The 21,101-nt window shown below is 65.2% G+C and carries 21 protein-coding genes; 13 read left to right on the forward strand and 8 right to left on the reverse strand.

Annotation, left to right across the window (positions count from 1 at the left end; translation table 11 throughout):
- The 7 genes from OM513_RS18975 to OM513_RS19005 form a co-directional block, all read left to right on the forward strand.
- The coding region (locus OM513_RS18975; protein WP_264946437.1) for a methionine adenosyltransferase domain-containing protein at positions 1-141 on the forward strand (141 nt) is incomplete at its 5' end.
- Between the two features lie 233 nt (positions 142-374).
- Positions 375-1,139, forward strand: coding sequence for an EAL domain-containing protein (locus tag OM513_RS18980; protein ID WP_264946349.1), 765 nt, complete (start codon positions 375-377; stop codon positions 1,137-1,139).
- 64 nt (positions 1,140-1,203) lie between these two features.
- Positions 1,204-2,667, forward strand: coding sequence for an AMP-binding protein (locus OM513_RS18985; protein ID WP_264946350.1), 1,464 nt, complete (start codon positions 1,204-1,206; stop codon positions 2,665-2,667).
- A 72-nt stretch (positions 2,668-2,739) separates the two neighbouring features.
- The gene (locus tag OM513_RS18990; protein ID WP_264946351.1) at positions 2,740-3,555 is read left to right on the forward strand and encodes a hypothetical protein; all 816 of its coding nucleotides are present in this window, start codon (positions 2,740-2,742) and stop codon (positions 3,553-3,555) included.
- Positions 3,556-3,579: 24 nt separating this feature from the next.
- A complete protein-coding gene (locus OM513_RS18995) occupies positions 3,580-4,422 on the forward strand; it encodes a hypothetical protein (protein WP_264946352.1) in 843 nt (280 codons plus the stop codon).
- A 104-nt stretch (positions 4,423-4,526) separates the two neighbouring features.
- Positions 4,527-5,222 carry a tRNA (guanosine(46)-N7)-methyltransferase TrmB gene (gene trmB, locus OM513_RS19000; RefSeq protein ID WP_264946353.1) on the forward strand — a complete coding sequence of 232 codons (696 nt, stop codon included), beginning with the start codon at positions 4,527-4,529 and terminating at the stop codon, positions 5,220-5,222.
- Between the two features lie 128 nt (positions 5,223-5,350).
- Positions 5,351-6,565 carry a tyrosine-type recombinase/integrase gene (locus tag OM513_RS19005; protein ID WP_264946354.1) on the forward strand — a complete coding sequence of 405 codons (1,215 nt, stop codon included), beginning with the start codon at positions 5,351-5,353 and terminating at the stop codon, positions 6,563-6,565.
- An 89-nt stretch (positions 6,566-6,654) separates the two neighbouring features.
- Here the strand turns inward: OM513_RS19005 and OM513_RS19010 are convergent, their stop codons facing one another.
- The 4 genes from OM513_RS19010 to OM513_RS19025 form a co-directional block, all read right to left on the reverse strand.
- On the reverse strand, positions 6,655-7,260 hold the full coding sequence (locus tag OM513_RS19010) for an outer membrane protein (protein WP_264946355.1): 606 nt from the start codon (positions 7,258-7,260) through the stop codon (positions 6,655-6,657).
- A gap of 614 nt (positions 7,261-7,874) precedes the next feature.
- On the reverse strand, positions 7,875-8,426 hold the full coding sequence (locus OM513_RS19015; protein ID WP_264946356.1) for an ester cyclase: 552 nt from the start codon (positions 8,424-8,426) through the stop codon (positions 7,875-7,877).
- Positions 8,423-9,082 carry a hydrolase gene (locus OM513_RS19020; RefSeq protein WP_264946357.1) on the reverse strand — a complete coding sequence of 220 codons (660 nt, stop codon included), beginning with the start codon at positions 9,080-9,082 and terminating at the stop codon, positions 8,423-8,425. The genes OM513_RS19015 and OM513_RS19020 overlap by 4 nt, the downstream gene beginning before the upstream one ends.
- Before the next feature lie 124 nt (positions 9,083-9,206).
- Positions 9,207-9,590, reverse strand: coding sequence for a DoxX family protein (locus OM513_RS19025; protein ID WP_264946358.1), 384 nt, complete (start codon positions 9,588-9,590; stop codon positions 9,207-9,209).
- Between the two features lie 237 nt (positions 9,591-9,827).
- On the opposite strand from OM513_RS19025, the gene OM513_RS19030 reads away from it, so the two are divergent.
- On the forward strand, positions 9,828-10,034 hold the full coding sequence (locus OM513_RS19030) for a hypothetical protein (RefSeq protein ID WP_264946359.1): 207 nt from the start codon (positions 9,828-9,830) through the stop codon (positions 10,032-10,034).
- Positions 10,035-10,046: 12 nt separating this feature from the next.
- Here the strand turns inward: OM513_RS19030 and OM513_RS19035 are convergent, their stop codons facing one another.
- Entirely contained in the window at positions 10,047-10,733 is a 687-nt protein-coding gene (locus OM513_RS19035; protein WP_264946360.1) for a TonB-dependent receptor domain-containing protein, read from the reverse strand.
- Between the two features lie 387 nt (positions 10,734-11,120).
- Here OM513_RS19035 and OM513_RS19040 point away from each other — a divergent pair, with 387 nt between their 5' ends.
- The 3 genes from OM513_RS19040 (at position 11,121) to OM513_RS19050 (ending at position 16,021) form a co-directional block, all read left to right on the forward strand.
- Entirely contained in the window at positions 11,121-14,147 is a 3,027-nt protein-coding gene (locus OM513_RS19040) for a sensor histidine kinase (RefSeq protein WP_264946361.1), read from the forward strand.
- A complete protein-coding gene (locus OM513_RS19045; RefSeq protein WP_264946362.1) occupies positions 14,144-14,791 on the forward strand; it encodes a response regulator in 648 nt (215 codons plus the stop codon). The genes OM513_RS19040 and OM513_RS19045 overlap by 4 nt, the downstream gene beginning before the upstream one ends.
- Before the next feature lie 279 nt (positions 14,792-15,070).
- Entirely contained in the window at positions 15,071-16,021 is a 951-nt protein-coding gene (locus OM513_RS19050) for an alpha/beta fold hydrolase (protein WP_264946363.1), read from the forward strand.
- 185 nt (positions 16,022-16,206) lie between these two features.
- Here OM513_RS19050 and OM513_RS19055 read toward each other — a convergent pair whose 3' ends face one another.
- The 3 genes from OM513_RS19055 to OM513_RS19065 all read right to left on the reverse strand — a co-directional run bounded on the left by OM513_RS19055 (position 16,207) and on the right by OM513_RS19065 (position 19,128).
- Positions 16,207-17,256, reverse strand: a complete 1,050-nt coding sequence (locus OM513_RS19055) for a nucleotidyl transferase AbiEii/AbiGii toxin family protein (RefSeq protein ID WP_264946364.1) — start codon at positions 17,254-17,256, stop codon at positions 16,207-16,209.
- Positions 17,253-17,900, reverse strand: coding sequence for a DUF6088 family protein (locus OM513_RS19060; RefSeq protein ID WP_264946365.1), 648 nt, complete (start codon positions 17,898-17,900; stop codon positions 17,253-17,255). Before OM513_RS19060 ends, OM513_RS19055 begins: the two co-directional genes overlap by 4 nt.
- Positions 17,901-17,997: 97 nt before the next feature.
- Positions 17,998-19,128 carry an AlbA family DNA-binding domain-containing protein gene (locus tag OM513_RS19065; protein WP_264946366.1) on the reverse strand — a complete coding sequence of 377 codons (1,131 nt, stop codon included), beginning with the start codon at positions 19,126-19,128 and terminating at the stop codon, positions 17,998-18,000.
- A 110-nt stretch (positions 19,129-19,238) separates the two neighbouring features.
- Here OM513_RS19065 and OM513_RS19070 point away from each other — a divergent pair, with 110 nt between their 5' ends.
- Both OM513_RS19070 and OM513_RS19075 read left to right on the forward strand, forming a co-directional pair.
- On the forward strand, positions 19,239-20,105 hold the full coding sequence (locus OM513_RS19070) for a restriction endonuclease (protein WP_264946367.1): 867 nt from the start codon (positions 19,239-19,241) through the stop codon (positions 20,103-20,105).
- A gap of 1 nt (position 20,106) precedes the next feature.
- Positions 20,107-20,844: a hypothetical protein gene (locus OM513_RS19075; RefSeq protein WP_264946368.1), complete on the forward strand. Its 738-nt coding sequence runs from the start codon at positions 20,107-20,109 to the stop codon at positions 20,842-20,844.
- Positions 20,845-21,101: the final 257 nt, after the last annotated feature.

Below are 21,101 nucleotides of genomic sequence, written 5' to 3' on the forward strand. Positions count from 1 at the left end.
ATCCGCACCCACCTCGGCCTCAACAAGCCCATCTACAAGAAGACCGCCGCCTACGGCCACTTCGGCCGAACCCCAGATGGCGACTTCTTCCCATGGGAAAAGACCGACCTCGCCGACGACCTCAAGGCCGCGCTGGCCTGAGATCCGGCGAAAGCCCGGAGTTGGAGGAGGCGGGGCGAAAGCTCCGCCTCTTTCCGTTTGGGCAACCGCCGGGGGAGGTGGCGGATACCGGAACGGAACGATGCGCTTCCGCTTCCCCGTCGGCCTGCCGCCTCCGCAGAATCCCGTGCCGGTGGAATCCCGTTGCGGCGGCGCCCGTAATTCGCGGTTCAGGCGTTAACCATTAGGTAACGAGTCGAAAGGGGAACGATCCCATGACCGACGCCGCCGCCACCTTCGCCGCCAAGCCGCTCCGCACCGTGTTCCAGCCCGTGATCGATGCCGACAGCGGCGCGCCGATCGCCTTCCAGGCGCGCGTGGTGGAACCCGACGCGGCCGACGCCTTCGAGCGCGAGCGGCTGCGCTACGAGGCGGCCATCGCCGCCGCCGCGCGCGCGGGCATCGCGGGGGCCGAGCCGATGCTGGCGATCGCGATGCGCCCATGCGGCGTCGATCCCAACCGCCAGATCGCCGCGCTGTTCCGCGCCGCGCTCGCGCATCGCGTGCCGGTCGAGCAGTTGCTGGTGGAGGTGCGCATCGATGCCGGCGCCGATCCCGAGGAGGCGGCCGGGCTGGTCGAGGCCTGCGTGCTGCGCGGGATCGAGGTCGCGCTCGACGGCTTTTCCGCCGGGCCGGCGGCGATGCGCCTGCTCGCCCGCTTCGGCCTGCGCTACGTCAAGCTCGACGCCGCGCTGACCCGCAACATCGACCAGAGCATGCCGCGCCAGCTCATCGCGGAAGGGATCGCGCGGCTGGCGCGGCGCCAGGGCTTCACGATGATCGTCCAGGATATCGCCACCCCGGCCGAGCTGGGCGTGCTCTACACCATGGGCGTGCGCCACCTGCAGAGCCACTGGATCGCCCCCGCGGTCACCGCCGCGCAGCTTCCGCCGCGCCTGGGCGCCCGCCGCGAACCGCGCGTGGTGCGCGTCACCCACGAAAGCCGTCCCGCGCTCCGCGCCGAGGCCGCCGCCGCCTGAGCGGCGGCCCGGATCCCGCCCAGCCTCTGGACTCGGGTCCGGCGCGGCCTCTATCCCTTTGGGGATGAGCGACGCCAGCCTTTACGCCCGCATCGCCCGCGCCGCCGCGGCGGCGGGGGACCGTCCGCTGCTGATCGAGGACGGGCGCGTCACGCTCGCCTGGGCAGAGCTGGACGCCGCCACCGCCGCCTGGGCCGCCGCGCTCGCCCGTGCCGGGGCGCGGCCCGGGGACCGCATCGTCGTCCAGGTCGAGAAATCCGCGGCGAACGTGCTGCTCTATCTCGCCGCGTTGCGCGCGGGGCTGGTCTATGTCCCGCTCAACACGGCCTATACGGTGGACGAGCTGGCCTATTTCCTGGCCGATGCCGATCCCTCGGTCGTGGTGGTCGATCCGTCGCGGGCGGAGGCGGTGGGCGGGCTGACCGGCGCCACGGTGCTGACGCTCGACGCCGCGGGCGGCGGCATCGAAACGCCCCCGGCGGCGTTCGAAACGGTGCCCCGCGCGCCGGACGACCTGGCCGCCATCCTCTACACCTCGGGCACCACCGGCCGATCGAAGGGCGCGATGCTGAGCCAGGACAATCTGGCCTCCAACGCCGAGGCGCTGGTGGCGCTGTGGCGCTTCACGCAGGACGATGTGCTGATCCACGCGCTGCCCATCTATCACGTCCACGGGCTGTTCGTGGCGCTGCATTGCGTGCTGCTGTCGGGCGCGGCGATCCGCTTCCACGCCGCGTTCGACGCCAATCGCGTGCTCGCCGAGATGGCGGAATCGACCGTGCTGATGGGCGTGCCGACCTTCTACGTCCGCCTGGCGGCGCACCCCGGCCTTACCCGCGCGGCGGCGGCGAACATGCGCCTGTTCGTCAGCGGCTCCGCCCCGCTGCTCGAATCGACCTTCGCGGAGTTCGAGGCGAAGACCGGCCATCGCATCCTGGAACGCTATGGCATGACCGAGGCGGGGATGATCACCTCCAACCCCTATGCGGGCGATCGCGTTCCCGGCACGGTGGGCTATCCGCTGCCGGGCGTGGAGGCGCGCATCGTGGACGAGGTGCTGCAGATCCGCGGCCCCAACCTGTTCAAGGGCTATTGGCGCAATCCGGAGAAGACCGCCGAGGACATGCGCGAGGGCGGCTGGTTCGCCACCGGCGACATCGCCACCATGGCGCCCGACGGCCGCGTGGCGATCACCGGCCGGGCCAAGGACCTGATCATCGCGGGCGGGCTCAACATCTATCCCAAGGAGATCGAGCTGGCGATCGACGCAATCCCCGGCATCGGCGAGAGCGCCGTGATCGGCGTGCCCCATCCGGACCTGGGCGAGGCGGTGGTGGCGGTCTGCACGCGCAACGGGGAGGTGGACGAGGCCGAAGTGCTCGCCGCGATCCAGGGGCTGGCACGTTTCAAGCAGCCGCGCCGCGTGCTCTTCACCGATGCCCTTCCCCGCAACGCGATGGGCAAGGTGCAGAAGGCCGAGCTGCGCAAGATGCACGCGGCGCTGTTCGCCGTCCCCGCCGCCGTTTGAGGGGGAGGGTTGCCGCCCCGGTGCGGCGCTGCCAAGCTCGCGGGCGCGGATGTACAAGCGGGTGGGGACGACATGATACGCATTGTGGCGCTGATGCTCGCAACGGCCTGCGCCCTCGCCCCGGCCCCGGTGCTGGCGCAGCAGGCCCCGTCGATGTCGATCAAGGAACTGCATGCGACGACGCTGGCCGCCGCGCGCGGCAAGCTGATCCGTGCCTATGATCAGGCCGCCTGGCACGGCACCGACGCGATGTTCGCCCGGATTCAGCACCCGGAGGACGTGATCGGTGGCTGGATCGTCGATGGCCCCGCCCACGCGCCGGTGCTGGTCTTCTTCGATCGCAACGATGCCGATCCGCACGCGGTGTTCGTGGTCGAGTTCCTCGACGGCAAGATCGTCGCCACCCGCCTGATCGGGGAGGGCGACGATGCCAGCCTGAGCCCCGAACGCAAGGCGATGATCGCCGCGCGCGAACGCGGCATCGCCGCATGGCGGGAGGAGAAGCCGCTCTATTGCGCGGACAAGCCGCCCAACACCGTGGTTCTGCCGCCGGAGCAACCGGGCGAGCCATATCTCGTCTATCTGCTCACGCCGCAGGTGAAGGATCGCGCCTGGCCCGCGGGCGGCCATTTCCGCGCGGAGATCGCCGCGGACGGGCGCGTGCTGGCGAAGCGGAGCTTCACCAGATCGTGCGTCACGCTCGAGGCCCCGGCGGACAAGGACGCGGCGGCGCTGATGGTGACCCATCCGCTCGATCCCGTGCCCACCGAAATCCACGTCTTCACCGCGCTCACTTCCGGCATGACGCTCTATGTCGGCGCGGGCGGGCGCCTTTGGGTGGTGGAGGGAACCCGGATATACTTGGCCGATCCGCCGAAGAAGCGATAGCGCGGACCGATGGAGAGAATGCCGATGCGTCACCTGTTCGCCGCCGCGCTGCTGCTCGCGCCGCTCCCTGCGGTGGCGCAGGCCCAGCCGGCCCCGGCGCCCGCCGCCGCCCCCTCGGCCTCGGTCCCGGAGGTGAAGGCCGCGCTCGAACGCGGCGAGCGGCTCTATTATTATGATTTCGCATCGGCGCTGGCGACCGACGACTATCTCGCCAAGGCGCCCGGCGGCCGCCAGCAGGTGCGCGGCTGGATCGTGGAAGGGCCGCCGCAGGACACCGTCGTCAGCTTCTATGGCGATGGCGCGGATGGCCCGCGCATCCTCTATTCGGCGCGCTTCGATCGCGGGCGGCCGGTTTCCAGCCATCTCGCCGCCGAGGGCGAGCAGCAGCCGCTGACGCCTGCGCAAAAGGCGCTGGCCGCCGCGCGCGACGCTGCCGCGGTTGCCATCGCCCAGGCCAAGGTGCAGCCGTGCGGGGCGCCCTATTTCAACGCGCTGCCGCTGGCGGGGGAACGGCCGGGCGATCCCGTGCGCGTCTATTTCCTCTCGCCCCGCGCGCTGGAGAAGAGCGTGCCCGGCGGCGGTCATTATGTGATCGAGGTGCCGCCGGACGGGGTGCCGCGCACAATCCACGGCTTTTCCGATATCTGTATCGAGCTGCCCGTCACCGCGCCCGGCGGAGGCCCTGTCCAGGCGCTGGGCATCGCACACCGGGTCGATCTGATGCCGACCGAGATCGACGCCTATCTGACGCTGCTCTCGGCCCTGCCCTCGCGCATCGTCACGGCCGACCGCACGGCCTGGATACTGGAGATCGCCAACGGCGCCCCGCGCGTCGCCCACGTCGTCCCCGCAGCCCCGCAGCCCTGATCCGGGCCGCCCGTCGGGGCTGCGAACAAGGCGCTTCAATTTGCGCCGCGCAGCCGGTAGGGCGCCGGAGCCCTTACAACCGATAGACGAAACCTGCGCGCCCGATGACCGCGAACAAGCCCGGCGATCCCACCACCATCCGGCGCCTCTACGGCCGCCGCCAGGGGCACAAGCTGCGCGCCGGCCAGTCGGCGCTGGTCGAGGAACTGCTGCCCGAACTGAGCGTGCCGGAGGAAGGCCCGCTCGACGCGCGCACGCTGTTCGGCGACGATCGCCCGCTGGAACTGGAGATCGGCTTCGGCGCGGGCGAGCATCTGGCGGGGCAGGCGGCGGCACGACCCGATCACGGCTTCATCGGCTGCGAGCCCTTCCTCAACGGCGTGGTCGGCGCGCTGGGCCATATCCGCGACGGGGGGCTGGCCAATGTGCGGCTGCACATGGGCGACGCGCTCACCGTGCTCGCGCGGCTGCCCGATGCCAGCCTGGAGCGCGTGTACCTGCTCCATCCCGATCCCTGGCCCAAGGCTCGCCACGCCAAGCGCCGCATGGTGAACCCCGGCCCGCTGGACCTGATCGCGCGCAAGCTGAAGCCCGGCGCCGAGTTCCGCCTGGGGACCGACGATCCCACCTATTGCCGCTGGGCGATGATGGTGATGAACGGCCGCCGCGACTTCGCCTGGCAGGCGGGCGAGGCACGCGACTTCCTCACCCGTCCCGCCGACTGGCCCGAGACCCGCTATGAGCGCAAGGCCCGGCGCAAGGGGCATGAGGTCTGGTACTTCCGCTACGTACGGATTTAGCTCAATCGCTTGCTGAGCATAAATGCGTGTTTTCAGAGAGTTGCCTATCCGATAGCCTCCAATTGTATCCGGCGGTTTCTAATCCGTGATTGCCCGGTGATTACTTTTTTGGTACATGAAGTATCGAAATGGCGACCGGGAAAATCACCAAGCGGACCGTCGACGCGCTTCTCGCGAATGCAGTCACGGGCTTTCTGTGGGATGAGGATCTGAAGGGCTTCGGCTTGAAGATCACTTCAGCCGGCTCTGCCTCTTATGTTGTTCAGTATCGCATGGGGGGACGAGAGGCGAAGACCCGCCGCTACACGATCGGTGGACACGGCTCACCCTGGACGCCGTCGACAGCTCGTGAGGAAGCCGCGCGTATGCTTTTCCTTGTTGCGCAGGGAAAGGATCCAGTCGAAGCGGACAAGCAGCGGCGCCGGGAGGCAGTCGATCTTGCCTTCTCCAATTATGCCGACCGCTTCGCAGCATCTTGCAGGGGAAAAGGATGGACGACGCTCGTGAAGCGATCGCTGCGGCTTCACGTCAAACCAGTGCTTCGCGACAAAGCTCTGCCGACGATTGCCCGAAGCGATATCGTCGATGTTTTCGATGGGATGCCTGCCGAGCAGATAGGCAATCGGAGAAACGTGTTCGCGGTCCTGCGCCGCCTGTTCAAATGGGCCATCAGTCGCGGCGATATTGCTTCCAGCCCGATGGAAGGAATGGAAACCCCGCCTCCAGTTAAGCCTCGCGAGCGCTGGTTGTCGGACGACGAGTTGCGACGCGTGTGGACGCACGCACCGCTATGCCATCGTTGTTTCGGACCTATCGTGCGTCTGCTGATCGCTACAGGTCAAAGACGAGAGGAGATCGCCGGGCTGCAATGGGAGGAGTTGAATCGCGCCGACCGCGAGATGCGGCTTTCCGGCGATCGCACCAAGAACGGTGAGCCGACGAGCGTTCCGCTCAACGACCTCGCCGTCGCCGAACTGGATATGGTCGCCCGCAGCGATCGCTGGCCAAAGCGTGGCCGGGTGTTTCCAACCTCGAGCGGTGCTGCCTTCACAGCCTACCACAAGGGCAAAACCAAGCTCGACAGGCTGATTGCTGAAGATGGCGGAGAACCGGTCGCGCCATGGCGCCTGCATGACCTGCGGCGAACCCTTGCCACAGGCTTCCAGCGCTTGGGGGTGCGATTCGAAGTCACCGAGGCAGTGCTCAACCATGTCGGCGCATCGCGTTCGGGCGTCGCCGCAATCTATCAGCGCCATGACTGGAAGCCCGAAAAGCGCGAGGCGCTGAACGCCTGGAACGATCATATTGTGAAATCGCTCGCCGCGGCGGCAACAGGTAGTTGAGGCCAGTTGAAGGCATGGGGCAGCCCAGGACGCCTAAGAATGCCGGCGAAGGAAAAGGGCGCGGACAAGCTGACCGCGCCCTCTAGCGCTCAGAAGCGGTATCCGATCCCAAGCAGGACCTGATGGCGATCGAACTTGCCATCACCGTCGCTGAGGTCGGCGTAGCGATACTCGACACGTGCCGAGACATTCTTCCAGACGTAGCGCTCGACGCCGCCGCCAACGGTCCAGCCGTCGCGATCCTCCGAACCGCTGGACGTGGTGCCGCCGACAGTCATCGTCGTGCGGACACGCGCATTGGTATAGCCGCCGCGCGCATAGAGGAGCGTACCCGGCAGGATCACATATCCGGCTCGGGCGGTCAGATCGATCGAGCGCTTCGGATCGAGCGTCACGCTGCCGACGCTCGTCAGATACTCGATCTCGTCGTTCGCCCCGATGCTGAAGTCCGCCTGGGCGCCGATGACGACATTCGGCACCACTTCGTAGTCGTAGGCGATGAAGGCGCCACCGACGAAGGCGTCCTTTGAGCCCTCGAGCGCGAGCGGGCCGAGTTCGCTCTGCGGGTTGCGAACATCCGTCTTGTTCCAGCCGCCCTGGACGCCGACCGACGGACCAGTGAACTCCTGCGCGTACGCAGGCATAGCCATCGCGGCGAGCGCGATTGCCGAGGTGATGATCTGAAGCGACTTCATTAGCTGTCTCCACGTTGCAGCCACCCAACCGGGGCGGCCGTCCGGTAGGGACTTAGATGGCTCTCCGGCAGGCGATGAGCCGTCGCTTCGGCGCAGAGGACCCATACATCCGGATTATGCCATTGATCCGGTGGGAGACATTTGAGCCTCAGGCATCATGCCTGGAGGAGAAGGGTCGGACTACCGGGCCCTCCTGGCGATTCGCCAGCTTGGCGAGCTTGTTTAGCGGGAGAGCCGGCGTACAGGGACGCCCCCTCAAAGGCAGGCGCCCCGTCACGACGGTCTCAAGTGCATGGGAAGCCGGTTGAGCAGTTGGCATAAGTATCTATTGGGTTTCGCGTGGGGCGCTGCGCTTCCCTCGTCAGAACACATTGATAGCAGCCGGCGCAAATGCCAGCCTCCGCTTGTCCCCGTCGACGTCGAGGTTATCTGGCACGATGGCGTGGCTTGGTGCGCCGCGCATCGGTGCATAGTGCACTCATCGCCTAGGGCGGCATGCTCAATCGAGCAGCCAGAGAGCGGAATGATCACTAATCAGAAAGGAGCGAGGCGGCTGTGGGCCTCCCAGAGCTACTGTCGAGAGCCTGCGCTTCCAACACGCGCTCCCGACCGCGCTATCCCTTAACTTCATCGAAGGAGCGCACGCCGAGCTGCTGCATCAAATCCCAGACATGAGGCACGCCCCAATGCGCGGTGATGCGGCCACGCCTGACCTCGACGATATCCATGATTGGAAACGCCACGGTCTTTCCCGAAGGCTTGAGGCCGAGGAACGGCCCCTGATGGGTGCCACGATAGGTCTTGAACGACGTGACGCGCCCCTGCTCGACAACTTGCAGGTGGACCTCGGCCCGAAAGTCGGGAAAGCCGTTTCGAAAGGTCGCGTAGATTCGCCGCGCCCCTTCCTTGGTCGGCGGATATCCGGGGAACGGCGTGTGATCGACGAACTCCGGGTGGAACAGCTCCTCGAATACCTGGAAGTCGCCGCCTGTCTGGACCTCGCGGATCAATCGATTGACGACCCGCCGCGCGTCTTCGTCATCGACGTCCTGCATTTGGCCGCCTGAGACGGCCGGGCCGGCTGCGGCCAAGCCCAGCCCGGCCGCACCCATCAGCCATGTGCGCCGGGCAACGCCGGGTCCATCGGCGAGGTCGACGGCGCTCATGCCGCCCTTGCCGTTTCGGAGGGCACCGGCGTGGCCAGGAGCTGCTGCTCCCAGGCAAAAGCAACGCCTGAGCCCCCGCCATGCTCGCCGAGCACCTTTGCCACCGCGGGGATTGATTCGGTCCGGGCCCAGTCGCGCTGCCACTCGCCCATGATCGCCATCCACGTCATCGGGTTGGCGCCCGCCGCGACCATCCGCTGGACCGCCATGTCGTGCGCTTCCCGGCTGACTCCGCCCGAAGCGTCGGTCACGATCGTGACCTCGAAACCATCACCCAGCGCGTGAATCGTAGGCATCGCAAGGCAGATTTCGGTCCACAACGCCGCGATCACAAGCTTGCGCCGGCCAGTGGCCCGAACCGCCTCGACGAAGATCTCGTCTTCCCAGGCGTTGATGAACGTCCGGTCGATCGGCACCTGTTCCGGGTCGACCGCCTGCAGACCGGAGATCAGCGCGCCGCCACGATCCGCGAGCACCGTCGAAAATATGATCGGCACTCCGAAAGCCTTCGCCGTCTTGGCGAGGCCGATGACGTTGTTGACGATCATCGTCGGCTCGTGGCTGTGCAGATTGGCGAACTGAAACGCTTGGTGATCGATCAGCAGGAGCGCACAATCTTGCGGTGCGAGCAGTGCGGTCAGGCCATTCTTGGTCATCGCTTTCTTCCTCTCTGAATCCTGGATGGGGTGGCGGCAGCGCCCGAGGGGGAGTGGACGCCGCCGCCTGTGCCGGCCACTGGCTTTGGGGGATGCGACCGGCGGGGGGACCTCTGGATAGGGTTCAGGCGAGCGCTGTCCGGCGCACCGCGGGTTCCTTGGCGCTCACGACCTTGGCGAAAGCCGCCACCTGCAAAACACCGCCGGCCAGCGCGATATTCTTCATGAAATGGATGAGTTGGTCATGGTCGGCGAAATTCGAGTGAAAGAGGAGCGCCGTCACGACGCAGAATGCCGACAGCAGTGGTGCGACGATCGCCAGGCGAATGCCGAAGATCAGCATCAGCCCGCCGATGATTTCCATGGCGATCGCGCCCGAATGGGCGAGCCAGGGGAACGGGATCCCGGCCGCACCGATATAGGCCTGAACGGCCGCCGGCATGAGGATCTTCTCGATGCCGGTGTAGAGGAACAGGCTCGCGATGAGCAGACGACCGATCGCCGCCATGGGCCGGTTTGCATTCATAGGGCTTCTCCCGGCAGCATATGCGCCGCCTGTGAAAAGAAGCTGCCCGTCGGTCGGCTTTCGCGAAATCAGACGGGCTGCGTACCGACCTAATACTTCGGTGTGAGCGACGGGTCCCGGCCGCATCGCCGCATGTCTTACGCCCCTTATCCCAGCGCATAATTCTCCGGGCACAGCCTGCCGGAGAAAATGGTGTCCGCACTTCAAGGAGCAGGCGCCATGCGATCAATTCGAGGCTTTTCGCGCGGAACGATGGCCGGCGGGCTGCTCGCCGTCATTGCCTTGGTTCCCGGCGTGGCTGCCTGGCGTGCGTTGGTCGAGACGCTTCAGGATCCGCTGGTTGCGGCCATCTTGCTTGGTGTGGCCGCAGTCTCGATCAGCCCAGCGCTGTCGCCCAGGCCCAATTCGCGAGGAGCAGGACGCTGACGGCTGCTTGCCTCAAAAGCGCTTGGCGACAAAAAGACCGAAGGATCGAGGCGGTGCAGCAGTAACTTGCGTGCGTCCAAGAGTTGCGCCGTTGACCGTTCCCGACTGGAGAGCGACCGTGTCGGTCAGGTTCGTGACGTACAGGAACGTGCTCCAGCTTCCTCGATCAATGCCGAGTTTCGCATTGATGAGCGTGTATCCGGGCAAACGCCGCCGAAAAGCGTTGGACGGACTGATCTCCGTGTAGACGCCGCTCGAATGGGAGCCGTCGATCCGGAACAAGCCTTCCAGGCCCTCACGGAGGGGACGCCGGTATTCGATCGTCCCGGCAATTGTCAGCTCCGGGACCATCGGGATTCGATCGCCGCGCCTGCCTGCGGCCACGACCGCCGCGCTCACCTGGTCGTCCGACAGCCTGGCGTCCAGAAGCGTAACGGCGCCACCAATCTCAAGTCCGTCCACCGGGAGGAGCAGGGTCTCGACTTCCAACCCCTGCACTCGGGCGGTGCCGGCATTCGAAATGAAGCGGAAGAAGCCATCCGGACGCGAGCCGCTGACCTGCATGTCCGACCAATCCATGATGAAACCGGCGGCATGGATGCGGGCCAGTTTGCCGAACGGCTGGACTCGGATACCGAGCTCGTAGTTTCGCACCTTGTCGGCTTGATAGGGGATGAGGCTGTCGGGAAGCCCGAGCACTTGATTGACGCCACCGGGCCGATAGAACCGTCGATGGTCGGCCAGGGCGGCACGGCAACTCTCATCCCGGATTGCTCGTAGCGCTGCTTGAACCGGTCAAACGAACTCGCCGTCAGCCATGCGTCGTGGATGAGAAGGACTGTCGCCACGTCTCGTCGCGTCTCCCTGGACAGACAGGAGATCCATCGTCCGAGGCAAGCATAGGCCTCGCCCGGGGCGGGAACAGCCCAGTCGAGTTCGTGCCGACCCCATTCGGGGTGGAACAAATGTCCGTCTGTACTTCAACCAGCTTAAGGGGGGTCGGCCGATGCGCGCGCGCAACGACTGTGATAGGCCTGAGCGCGCAATGCGGGGGAGAACCGACTGCACGATGGGCGAAGTGCAACGATGAAGCGGAGTTTTCTTGTCAGCTGCTTGCTGGCGCTATGCTGCTCGGCGGCAATCGCGTCTGACGTTCCGCGCTCGATCGCGCAGCTCGAGCACAATGCCTCGACGCGTGCGCAGGGCGCGCCAGCCGGTATTGTCGCAATTGCCCAGACCCGCGACGGCTATCTCTGGTTCGGCAATGTCGAAGGGCTTTTTCGCTATGACGGCCAAACCTTCGAGCCGATCGGCTCGCGTAGTCCCAACGCCGCCGGCTCAAGCATCATCGCCAGTCTCGCGGCGAGCCGCAGCGGCGCGCTCTGGATCGCATACCAGGCCCATGGTGGTGTCGCGGTGTACCGCAATGGCAGGATCGAGGATGCACGCCTTCCCGAGCCTGCCCATACGGTCACCCAAATCGAGGAAGCCCCAGACGGATCCATCTGGGCGATCAACGGCCGGCCAACAAATCAACTTGCCCGCTTCGTCAACGGCCGATGGGACCAGCTCAAGTCCCGCGGTGTCCCGGAGGGCTGGATCTACGATATTCTGTTCGCGCGGGACGGAACGATATGGCTCGCCTATGATACCAAGATCGCGATTCTCAAGCCACGTGCCGCGCGGTTCCAGATCGTGCCTCAGCCCGTCGCCACCGGTGCGAGCCTTGCGCAGGATCGCCATGGCCATATCTGGCTGTCCGATGCGTCAGGCACCCGGATCATCCCGGACTTCGGCCTTGGCACAACCAGGGCCCAGCGCGTCGTTTATCCGACCGATGGCTTGGTCCGCCGCGCCAGAATCCTGTTCGCGCGCGATGGAAGCTTGTGGGGGAGCAGCGACACCAACGGCCTGTTCCGCATCGCCGATCCAGAGGCCCTTCTGCGCCGCCGGGCGCCGATGCTTTCCACCCTGGAGACCTTTCGCGCCAAGGACGGGCTCACCGCCAATGGCGTGCTTCCAATTTTCGAAGACCGCGAAGGGAATATCTGGGCCGGGACCGAGCTCGGGGTCGACAAGTTTCGCGTGACGAACGTGATCCGGGAGGAGGGTTTTACCTCCGGCTCACCGGTCGGCTACATGGCGGCGGCCGACGGCACGGGCAATGTCTATCTCGCCGACGACCGCAATGTTCAAATCATCGAGCCCGGTCGCCCGGCCAGGCCAATGCTTTCCCACGGGGGCAAGGAGCTTGCCTTGTGCACCGTGCGGAACGGCGAAGTGCTGTTCGGCATCGATGGCGAACTGCGTCGCTTGAAAGGCGGGAAAATGGTCGAACGGTTGCCGATCCCCGGTCGCGCCTCGGCCTATGGCTGTGGCGAGGATCCCAACGGCACGCTTTGGATCGCGCTCCTGAGAAAGGGTCTCGCCTCCTGGACAAGGGCAACAGGATGGAAGGACCGAAGCAATCTGCTTCCCCAGGGGCGCGCTGCCCAGGACATCGTCATGGACCGTGCGGGCTGGCCGATCGTCATCCTCGATCGTGCGGATTTGCTTCGCATCGGCCGTGGCAGGACAAGCCTCGTCCCCGGCGACCGCTTGGGCATCGGACGTCTCTCGGCAGTGTATGACGGCCCAGCCGGCCTCTATGTTGCCGGCGTCAACGGACTGGTCCGGCTGAATGGCAGCAGCTTGCGCCGCCTCGACCCGTCGCGCTTTGCATGGAGTCGCAACATTCGGGGCATGATCCAGACGGCCGGCGGTGAAACCTGGACCCTCTCCATGGCGGGGATCGCGAAGCTGCGGACGGCCGATCTCGACCGCGCGATCAACGGCAGTGCCGACAATGTGCCGACAAGAATCTTCGACGAGCGGGACGGCCTGATCAGCATGCCCCAGCGCCTCGAAGGACCGCAGATCGTGCCAGATGGCGCTGGAAGACTGTGGTTCCTGACCCGGCAAGGGCCCCTTACGGTCAATCCAGCGCGACTGTTCCGCAATCCGCTCCCCCCGCCTGTGGTCATCCGCGCCGTCACTGTCGGCGAGTCTCGATTCCCGGATCCCTCCGACCTGATCCTGGAGAAGGGCACCAGCCAGCTTGCCATCGACTATGGGGCGCTGAGCTACGCCGTTCCTGATCGCGTCCGGTTCCGCTACCTGCTTGAGGGGGTCGATACGGATTGGGTCGATGCGGGCAGCCGGCGCCAAGCCTTTTATACGAACCTCGCCCCCGGCAACTACAAGTTCCGCGTGATCGCCGCCAATGATGATGGCGTCTGGAATCGCAAAGGCGCTACGCTCGCGATACGAATTCCGCCAACCTTCCTGCAGAGCCCCGCGTTTTTCGTCATGTGCGCGATCGCCGCGCTCGCCCTTCTTTGGCTGGCCTATTCGTTGAGGCTCCGCGCGGTTTCCGCCAATATTCGCGCACGTATGGCCGAGCGGATGGGCGAGCGTGAGCGGATCGCGCGAGAACTGCACGACACGCTCCTTCAGACCGTCCAGGGACTGATCCTTCGCCTTCAGAACATCGCGGACGACATGTCGCCGGAGCAGCGGAGCAGACGTTCACTCGAGCAGGTGATCGAACAGGCCGATGGAGCCCTGGAAGAGGGGCGGGACCGGGTTCTTGAACTGCGCGGCTCCAGCGTCGCCGACGATCTCGAGCAAACCATCATGGCGATCACGGCCAAGCAAGCCTTCAAGCCGGAGGTTCAGATTTCGGTCGTGAGCGAGGGCCAGCCACGAAAGCTGCACGCGATCGTCTCCGACGAAATCGCCCGCATCGCCGAGGAAGCGATATTCAATGTCTGGCGACACGCTGAAGCGACCATGCTTGATATCCGCCTCTGCTATCGAGCCACCTCATTCGTGCTCACGGTACTTGACGACGGCGTGGGAATAGATGCCGAAACGTTGCGCTCCGGCCGCGCGGGCCATTTCGGATTGACCGGCATGCGCGAGCGCGCCGCTAGGCTCGGCGCCGAACTGTCGATCGCCGAGGGCACGGTCCGGGGAACCGAGGTACGGCTGAGCATCCCCGCCGCGGTCGCCTATGCGGGTCGGACAAAGCGATGGTTCGGGCTGAAGATTCTCGCCGGGAGGGAGCAATGACGCAGGTCAAGGTAGAGGTCGCGCTGACCCCCATCCGAGTGCTGGTCGTCGATGATCATCCCATGCTCAGGGACGGGATCATCGGAGCAATCGAGCGACAGGCCGACATGCTTCTGGTCGATGAAGCGGTCGACGGCGTGGAGGCTGTCGAAAAATACCGTCTGCATCGGCCCGATGTCACCCTCATGGACCTCCAGATGCCGCGCATGGGCGGCATCGAGGCCATTGAGACCATACGAAATGAGTTCGCCGAAGCGACGTTCATCGTCCTCACCACCATCCCGGGAGACACCCAGGCGCTTCGGGCAATGCAGGCCGGCGCGACGGGCTATCTGCTCAAGAGCTGCATCCGCAAGGACCTGATCGACACGATCCGCACCGTCCATGGTGGCCGCAAGCGGATCGCACATGATGTGGCCCATGAGATCGCAGTGCATGCGCTCGACGAGCGCCTCAACGAGCGCGAAATCGAGATTTTGCGTCTCATCGCCGAGGGCCATCAAAACAAGCAAATCGCTTGGGAACTCGACATCACCATCGACAGCGTAAAGGCGAGCCTCAAGGCGATATTCGCAAAGCTGGATGTGGCGGATCGCACCCATGCCGTGACGGTCGCCCATCGTCGCGGCTTCATCGAGCTGTAATTCCCCACCCTGGCCGACTGGACATAGCACCAATCAACCAGGCCACTCGCCTTCTCGGTGGCTGATCCGGCGTCCAGCGCGTGCCTCTCGCTAGGGGGTCAACCGAACTGGTGAGAACTTGAGCGTGCAGAATCGCGGAGGTGTGCGAAGGCCGCCTAATCCTTACGGATAAGGAACGTTATCGGACCGTCTGATTCCTGCCGCCCCGATGCGATCGCATGAATGGTCGGGTACGGAGTCGCCGGCAGTTGCGCGCGCTCCGCGATTCGGGAGCGCTTGATGACGACTTCACGACGCGAACTGCTCCGCGGCAGCCTGCTTGGGGGATTGGGCTTCGCGGGCGCCATGGTCGCCCTTGACGATGCCGCCGCGGCACAAGCGCCGCGCGCACCTGTGCCGCAGGTGCCAGGCACGTCACTGCGAAGGGCGAAGCTCAATGGCATCGACATCGGCTATGCGGTCGCAGGGCGCGGTCCGGCGATGCTTCTTCTGCATGGCTGGCCCTTCACCTGGTACACCTGGCACAAGATCATCCCAGTCCTCGCCGAGGCCTTCACGGTGATCGCGCCCGACATGCGGGGAATGGGCGAAACGTCCAAGGCGGCCTCCGGCTATGACGTCGTGACGCTCTCTGAAGACGTTGCCGCAATCCTTGCGCATGAAGGGTTCAAAAACGCCAACATTCTCGGCCACGATCTCGGAGTGGGCGTCGCGTTTCAGCTCGCCATGCGACATCCGCAACTCGTTCGCCGCCTCGTGGTGACCGAGAGCATCGTTCTGGGTGCGCCCAAGGCCGAGATTTTTATGAATACGCCACCCTGGTGGGTTGCCTGGCACAATGTTCCCGGGCTGCCGGAGCAGGTCCTGGCGGGCAAGGAGGGCGCCTATCTCGACTGGTTCTACAGCAATCTGACCTTCGGCAACGTCGGCATCGGCAAGGCAGCACGCGACCAGCATGTCGCCGCCTATACCGGCATTGCAGCGCTGCGCGGCGGTTTCGAACACTATCGGGCTTTTCCCGCGACCACCGAGCAAGGCCGGCACGCGTCGCAGCGTCGGCTCACCATGCCTGTCCTGGCACTTGGAGGAGAGCTGGTGGGCGATGTTCTATATCAGCAAATGGCAGTCCTTGGTGACCAGGTCAGCGGCGGCAAGATCGACAAATGCGGGCACATCATCCAGGAAGAGCGCCCCGACGCACTGCTCGAGCGCTTGCGCGCCTTTTTGTGAGCGAGGGCGCTGGACAAACTTCAGACGACTTATGCGCCTTGGAGAGCCGCACAGGTTAGCACCATGCTCGGCAACTTCAGCCCCTCGCCAAAAGGGTTTGCGCGTTCTGGCGTCTCGATAGCATGAATGGTCAGGTGCGATCCGCCGCTTGAGGAGCACGCCGAGATCGTCGCTTCAGCGTTCGCTCAGCTCGATTCGAGCGCGTTCACCCGGCTTTCGAGCTCCGCGATGCTTTCGGACACGGCTTCGAAGCTGGGCGCGGTGCCGAAGATCATGCGCGACATCGCGGCATAGTCCAGCTTCAGCGCATCATACATCGCGCCCTCGGGCATAAGCGTAAAGGTCGGCGGCACTGCGCTTGCCAGGTCGAAAGCGGGCCGGTTGAAGAACATCCGCGCATGCGCAACGCAGTCCGCGCCAAGTGCAGGATCGGCGAGCGCCTGCTTGCCAACCGGTGACTGCATCAACTCGTGCAGATCGTAATAATGACGCGAGATGCGGTTGCCGCCGCCGCGCAGCACACCCTTCGTCTCATACCAGTGCCGCAGGCCATGGAGGATGACCACCTTATCCCAGAAGGTCCGCTCCGCGTCGACAATCGTGATGTTGGGCACTTCGAGATCGAGCCCCGGCGCATCTTCCTCCAGATAAGGACGGATCGAGCGCACCGAGTTCGGATCGAGCGCAGACTTGGCGCCTGATTCGATCTTCACGGCCTTGGGAATATAGGCGTCATCTTCGGTCGCGGTTGGATAGCGGACGAGCAGCGTCTGCCTATCCTTGTCGGGCACTATCTTCAGCTGGCCTACCGCAATACCGTTCCGCTCCGACGCATCGGCCGCAATCCGCGCCAGATTTTCGAGCACGGCGCCGTTGATGAACGCCTCGCACGCTTCGCGAATGGCATCGAGCGCCTTTTCGCGCTTCTTGCCGCTCATCGTCTGCAGGTCCTCGACCGAATGTCCCTCACCCAGATCGTCGCGGAACACCGTGACGTCGATATCCTCCGAGAAACGACGGATCAGCCCGAAGCCCTTGGATAGCGAGGTGCCGCCCTTGAACAGCAGCCGCGGGCCGTCCGGCATGCCGTTGAACAACGCATCGAGCGTCCAGCACACCCAGAAGTCCTTTTCGACATTCTGCGGCGTCGTGCCGATCCGCTGGGCAGTCGCGGCGAACAGCCCGGCGCGGGTTTCGGTATCGGCCGACAGGATCGTGTCATAGGCGGGGTTCATGCGGCGCGTCTCGCGGTCAGCAGGGGTTTCAGGAAATCGTGCATCCAGGTTGGCAGCGTCGACAGCCCGTCGCGCAAGTCGTCGCGAAGCACGGCCGCGTTGGGCCCGCTGTGCAATAGGTCGTCGAGCCGCTGCCGCAGGTCGTCGCGACCGTCTGGATCGCCGAGCGTGTCGCGCAGCCAGTGCAGCGCCTGCACGATCCGCATCGCCGGGCGCCCTGCCCAGTAGAGCTTGCTCGCCGCGGTCGGCTTGAACGTGATGATCATATTGCCGAGCTGAACCGATCGCAGCCGGGCATCGGTATGGACGACGATCTTCGACGGCACTGCGTTGGTGAGCCCCAGATCGTTAGCAGCCGTCATGCCATCGACCAGCACCCGGATCTGATCTCGGCGCGCAATCGCATCGATTACCTGACGCGGGTCGGGCGCGGTGGGCTGGCGGGTCAGCTGGTTGACATCCGGCTTGTCATAGAGCCCACGGTCGATGCGCCTGAGATCGCCAGCCTTGACCAGCCGCTGGAGAACCTTGTCGACTGCATCTCGCGAGCCCAGGTCGAGAAAATCGACCGGGGTCCACACCGTACGCGGCTTTGCCGTGGTGATGCGTCGCAGGATCTGCGCTTTGAGATCGGGTGGGTTCATGTCCGAAATCCGCCTAGATATTTCGGACCAGGCAGATACGTCATTGTCCGAAAAGTGACAACAAATTTCGGACAGAACTAGCGGGAATCACCTTCGCTCATAACATCGATGGCGGCGGCCGATCCTCGCCAAACAGTCGCCAAAATCCTTTGGTGAACGGCTGCAAGGCATCCGGCGTCATCGCGTCCTCGACGATCTCGCCGAGATAGGCCGGATCCTGCCAGGCAGGAGCGCTGACCCAGTCATCTCCGGCGATGATCCGATAGTCCCGCACCCCGGTCAGTGTCAGCATGGCGATCCACGGCCCCTCGACCTTATGGTCGCGCAGCCTGGTAATGGTGAAGGGCACGATCCCCTTCAGTTCCGGCACGAAATATCGGGGCCAGACCAGCTTATGGCCTTCTCTGTCCACATGGCCGATGCTCCAGGCAAGATCGACATAGCCCAGCCGGTGATTGACCGACCAGCTGCGCACGCTTCCGGTCTTCGCATCGACCGGCGAGTGCGCGATCACGCCGTCCAGGCTCACGATCGTCTGCACATCGCTCGTGTGGCGCGGCGGCAGCACCGCAACTTCCCGGGTAACGTCCAAAGAGCGCACGGCCCGTAATATGGAGACCGGTGAGACTGTCAGGACCGCAGCAGGCCCTTCATGGATGCGAAAGGGCATGCCGTTGCCCGCACTTGCCTCGACAGCCTTGTGGTGAAGGTCGCGGATGCGGGCGGGCAGATCGCTGGACGCCGCGAACGCCTGGCGGAGCTCCGTCGTGCTCATCTCGTAATTACCCCGGTTGGCGCGCCGGAAGAAGCGGCTGCTCTTGTCGAAGACCACCCGGTGCGGCGCGATCATGCTGGCGGCGACGCGCATCACGAGCGCCACCCGGCCATCGTCGAGCGGAATTTCTCGCACGCGGACTTGCGGGACGCGCGGATCGACGCAGCTGCGCAATTGGTCATCGATCCGGCGAAGCCCCTCGTCGAGCCCGTCCTTCTCGATCCCGACAATCTCCGCGGCGACGCCGTTCTTGTCCTCCCGGACACCGATGACGATATCGCCGCCATCGGTGTTGGCGAAGGCCGTCACGTCCGCGAGGAAGTCGCGAACCGCCTTGTGGTCGGCACCCGGAAAGCTTTGCTTGAAGTCGAGGGTCGGGCCTTCGCTCCGCCCATAGGTCTGCAAGGCCTGGATGTCGGCTGGGGTGATGTCGTCGAGCGGGCGTTCGATCATGCCCCCGTGTAGCAGGCTGGGGAGCGACTTCGAAGTTGATCGCGCGAGGAGTCGCGCGGCGCCGCCGGCCGTTCTAGAACGGCGGTGGTAAGGAAGGGAATTCGTGACGCATGAGCAGTTTGCGCTCGGTTGATTTGAGTCTGATCGACGAAATTCTGCGCGGCGGGGACAAAGGATATATCCTCGACTTTTCCGACCGAACGTTCGGCGACTTCTTCGTGCGTGAACTCGACATCGACATCGACGCGCCCGAGTATAAGGACGAGGGCGTATCGAAGGCCAAACGGCTTCGCTGCTTCCTCGGCAAGGTCGATGACGCCACCGCCGCGCGCGCGCTGCGGGCCTTGTGGGAGCATCGCGAGGCGCTTCGCGGCAGAGACGTGGCGGATCCGCTGCCAAGGGCGGCGGGCCAATATGCCGCGCTGATCGCGCGTCTCGATGGCTCCGGGCCGTCGGCCCCCGTCAACGTCGTCGCGGCGCCCGCGATCGAGGCGATCGAATTCGACCGGTTCCGCAGCCGGCTTGTCGCTATTCGCGACCTCGCGCCCCAGCAACGCGGCTATGACTTCGAACGCTTCCTGCAGGACCTGTTCAATGCATTCCGGCTGAGTGCGCGAGAGCCGTTCCGCCTCGTCGGCGAGCAGATCGACGGCAGCTTCGAGCTCGCCGGCGAGACCTATCTGATCGAAGCCAAGTGGCTCAACCGCAAGGTCGGCGTCGGCGATCTCGGCGCGTTTCACGCCAAGCTCGACCAGAAGGCGCAATGGGCGCGCGGACTGTTCATCAGCTTCCACGGCTTCACCGAGGTCGGCCTGGAGGGGTTCGGGCGCGGACGTCGCCTCGTCGGGATGGACGGGCGTGACATTCATGAGGCGCTGTTGCGCGGAATCGCGATCGACCGCCTGATTGCGCTCAAGGTACGTCATGCTGCGGAGACCGGCGAGGTATTCGCGCCGATCGACAAGCTCTTTCCCTAATATGACCGCGGTCTGCCGAGCGCCGGACTGCACCGCGACCAAATTGTGTCGTGCGCATATCGTGCCCGCCGGGTTCGCGCGGACGCTCAGCGCGCCGGGCGGGCACAACAAGGCGGTCCGGTCAACGGGCGCGCAACGGGCGGTCCCGCCCCATGGGGACTATGATCCGAACATCCTTTGCGGCGATTGCGACACCGCGCTCGGGCGCTTCGACGGATATGCGATCGCCTTCTGTGCCGAACTGCCGCCGACGCCCGATGCGCGCACCGGACAGGTCTTCTCGCACGAAGCCTTCGACGGGGCGCAGTTCGCTCGCGCGGTCCTCGCGATCCTCTGGCGTGCGTCCATTAGCACCCGCGAGCAGTTCCGGGCTATCTCGCTTGGACCCTATGAGGATCGTGCGGCAGCGATCCTTTTCTCGGGCGCCCCTCTGTCCAGCCTGCCCGAGTTCGAAGTCGTGCTGAGCCGCTATGCGTCCTCGGCACACGACGCGCGCAAGTTCGTCTTCATGCCGATGCGAATCCGGTCGGGGGCTCTCACCGCATTCACGATCGGGCTGAGCGGCTTTCTGGTCTGGGCCAAGGTAGATCAGCGTCCGACGGACAAGCTGCTCGCGCCCTTCGTGATCAATGCGGCGAGCGTGTTGCGCAGCCCAATCGTGCGCTTCGAGGAGTCCGCCGAATATGGCTTTTTCCAGAAGGCCGGGCGTCGGGGGCGGGAACGGGCACGAACATCATGAGCCCGGGACATGTGCCGGAGGCGTAAGGGGAGGTCTTCCCCTGCCGACAGCCTTGGAGTGGCCATACCCTTCTGCGAGGGCGAGCCCCCCAACATCCCGGGCTTCCCGGAAGGAGGGACAGGCCCGGCGCAGCCCTCAGGATGGGGCGGCGACAGCCGGCGGGCTCATCGCCGCCAGCCGCGTCCGCCCTCGCGTCCGCCTGCTGCTCTGAGCAACTGCCCGACCGGACGCCCACCCAGCGTGCAGGTAGCGACGAC

Source organism: Sphingomonas canadensis (assembly GCF_026013525.1).
Lineage (GTDB): Bacteria > Pseudomonadota > Alphaproteobacteria > Sphingomonadales > Sphingomonadaceae > Sphingomonas > Sphingomonas canadensis.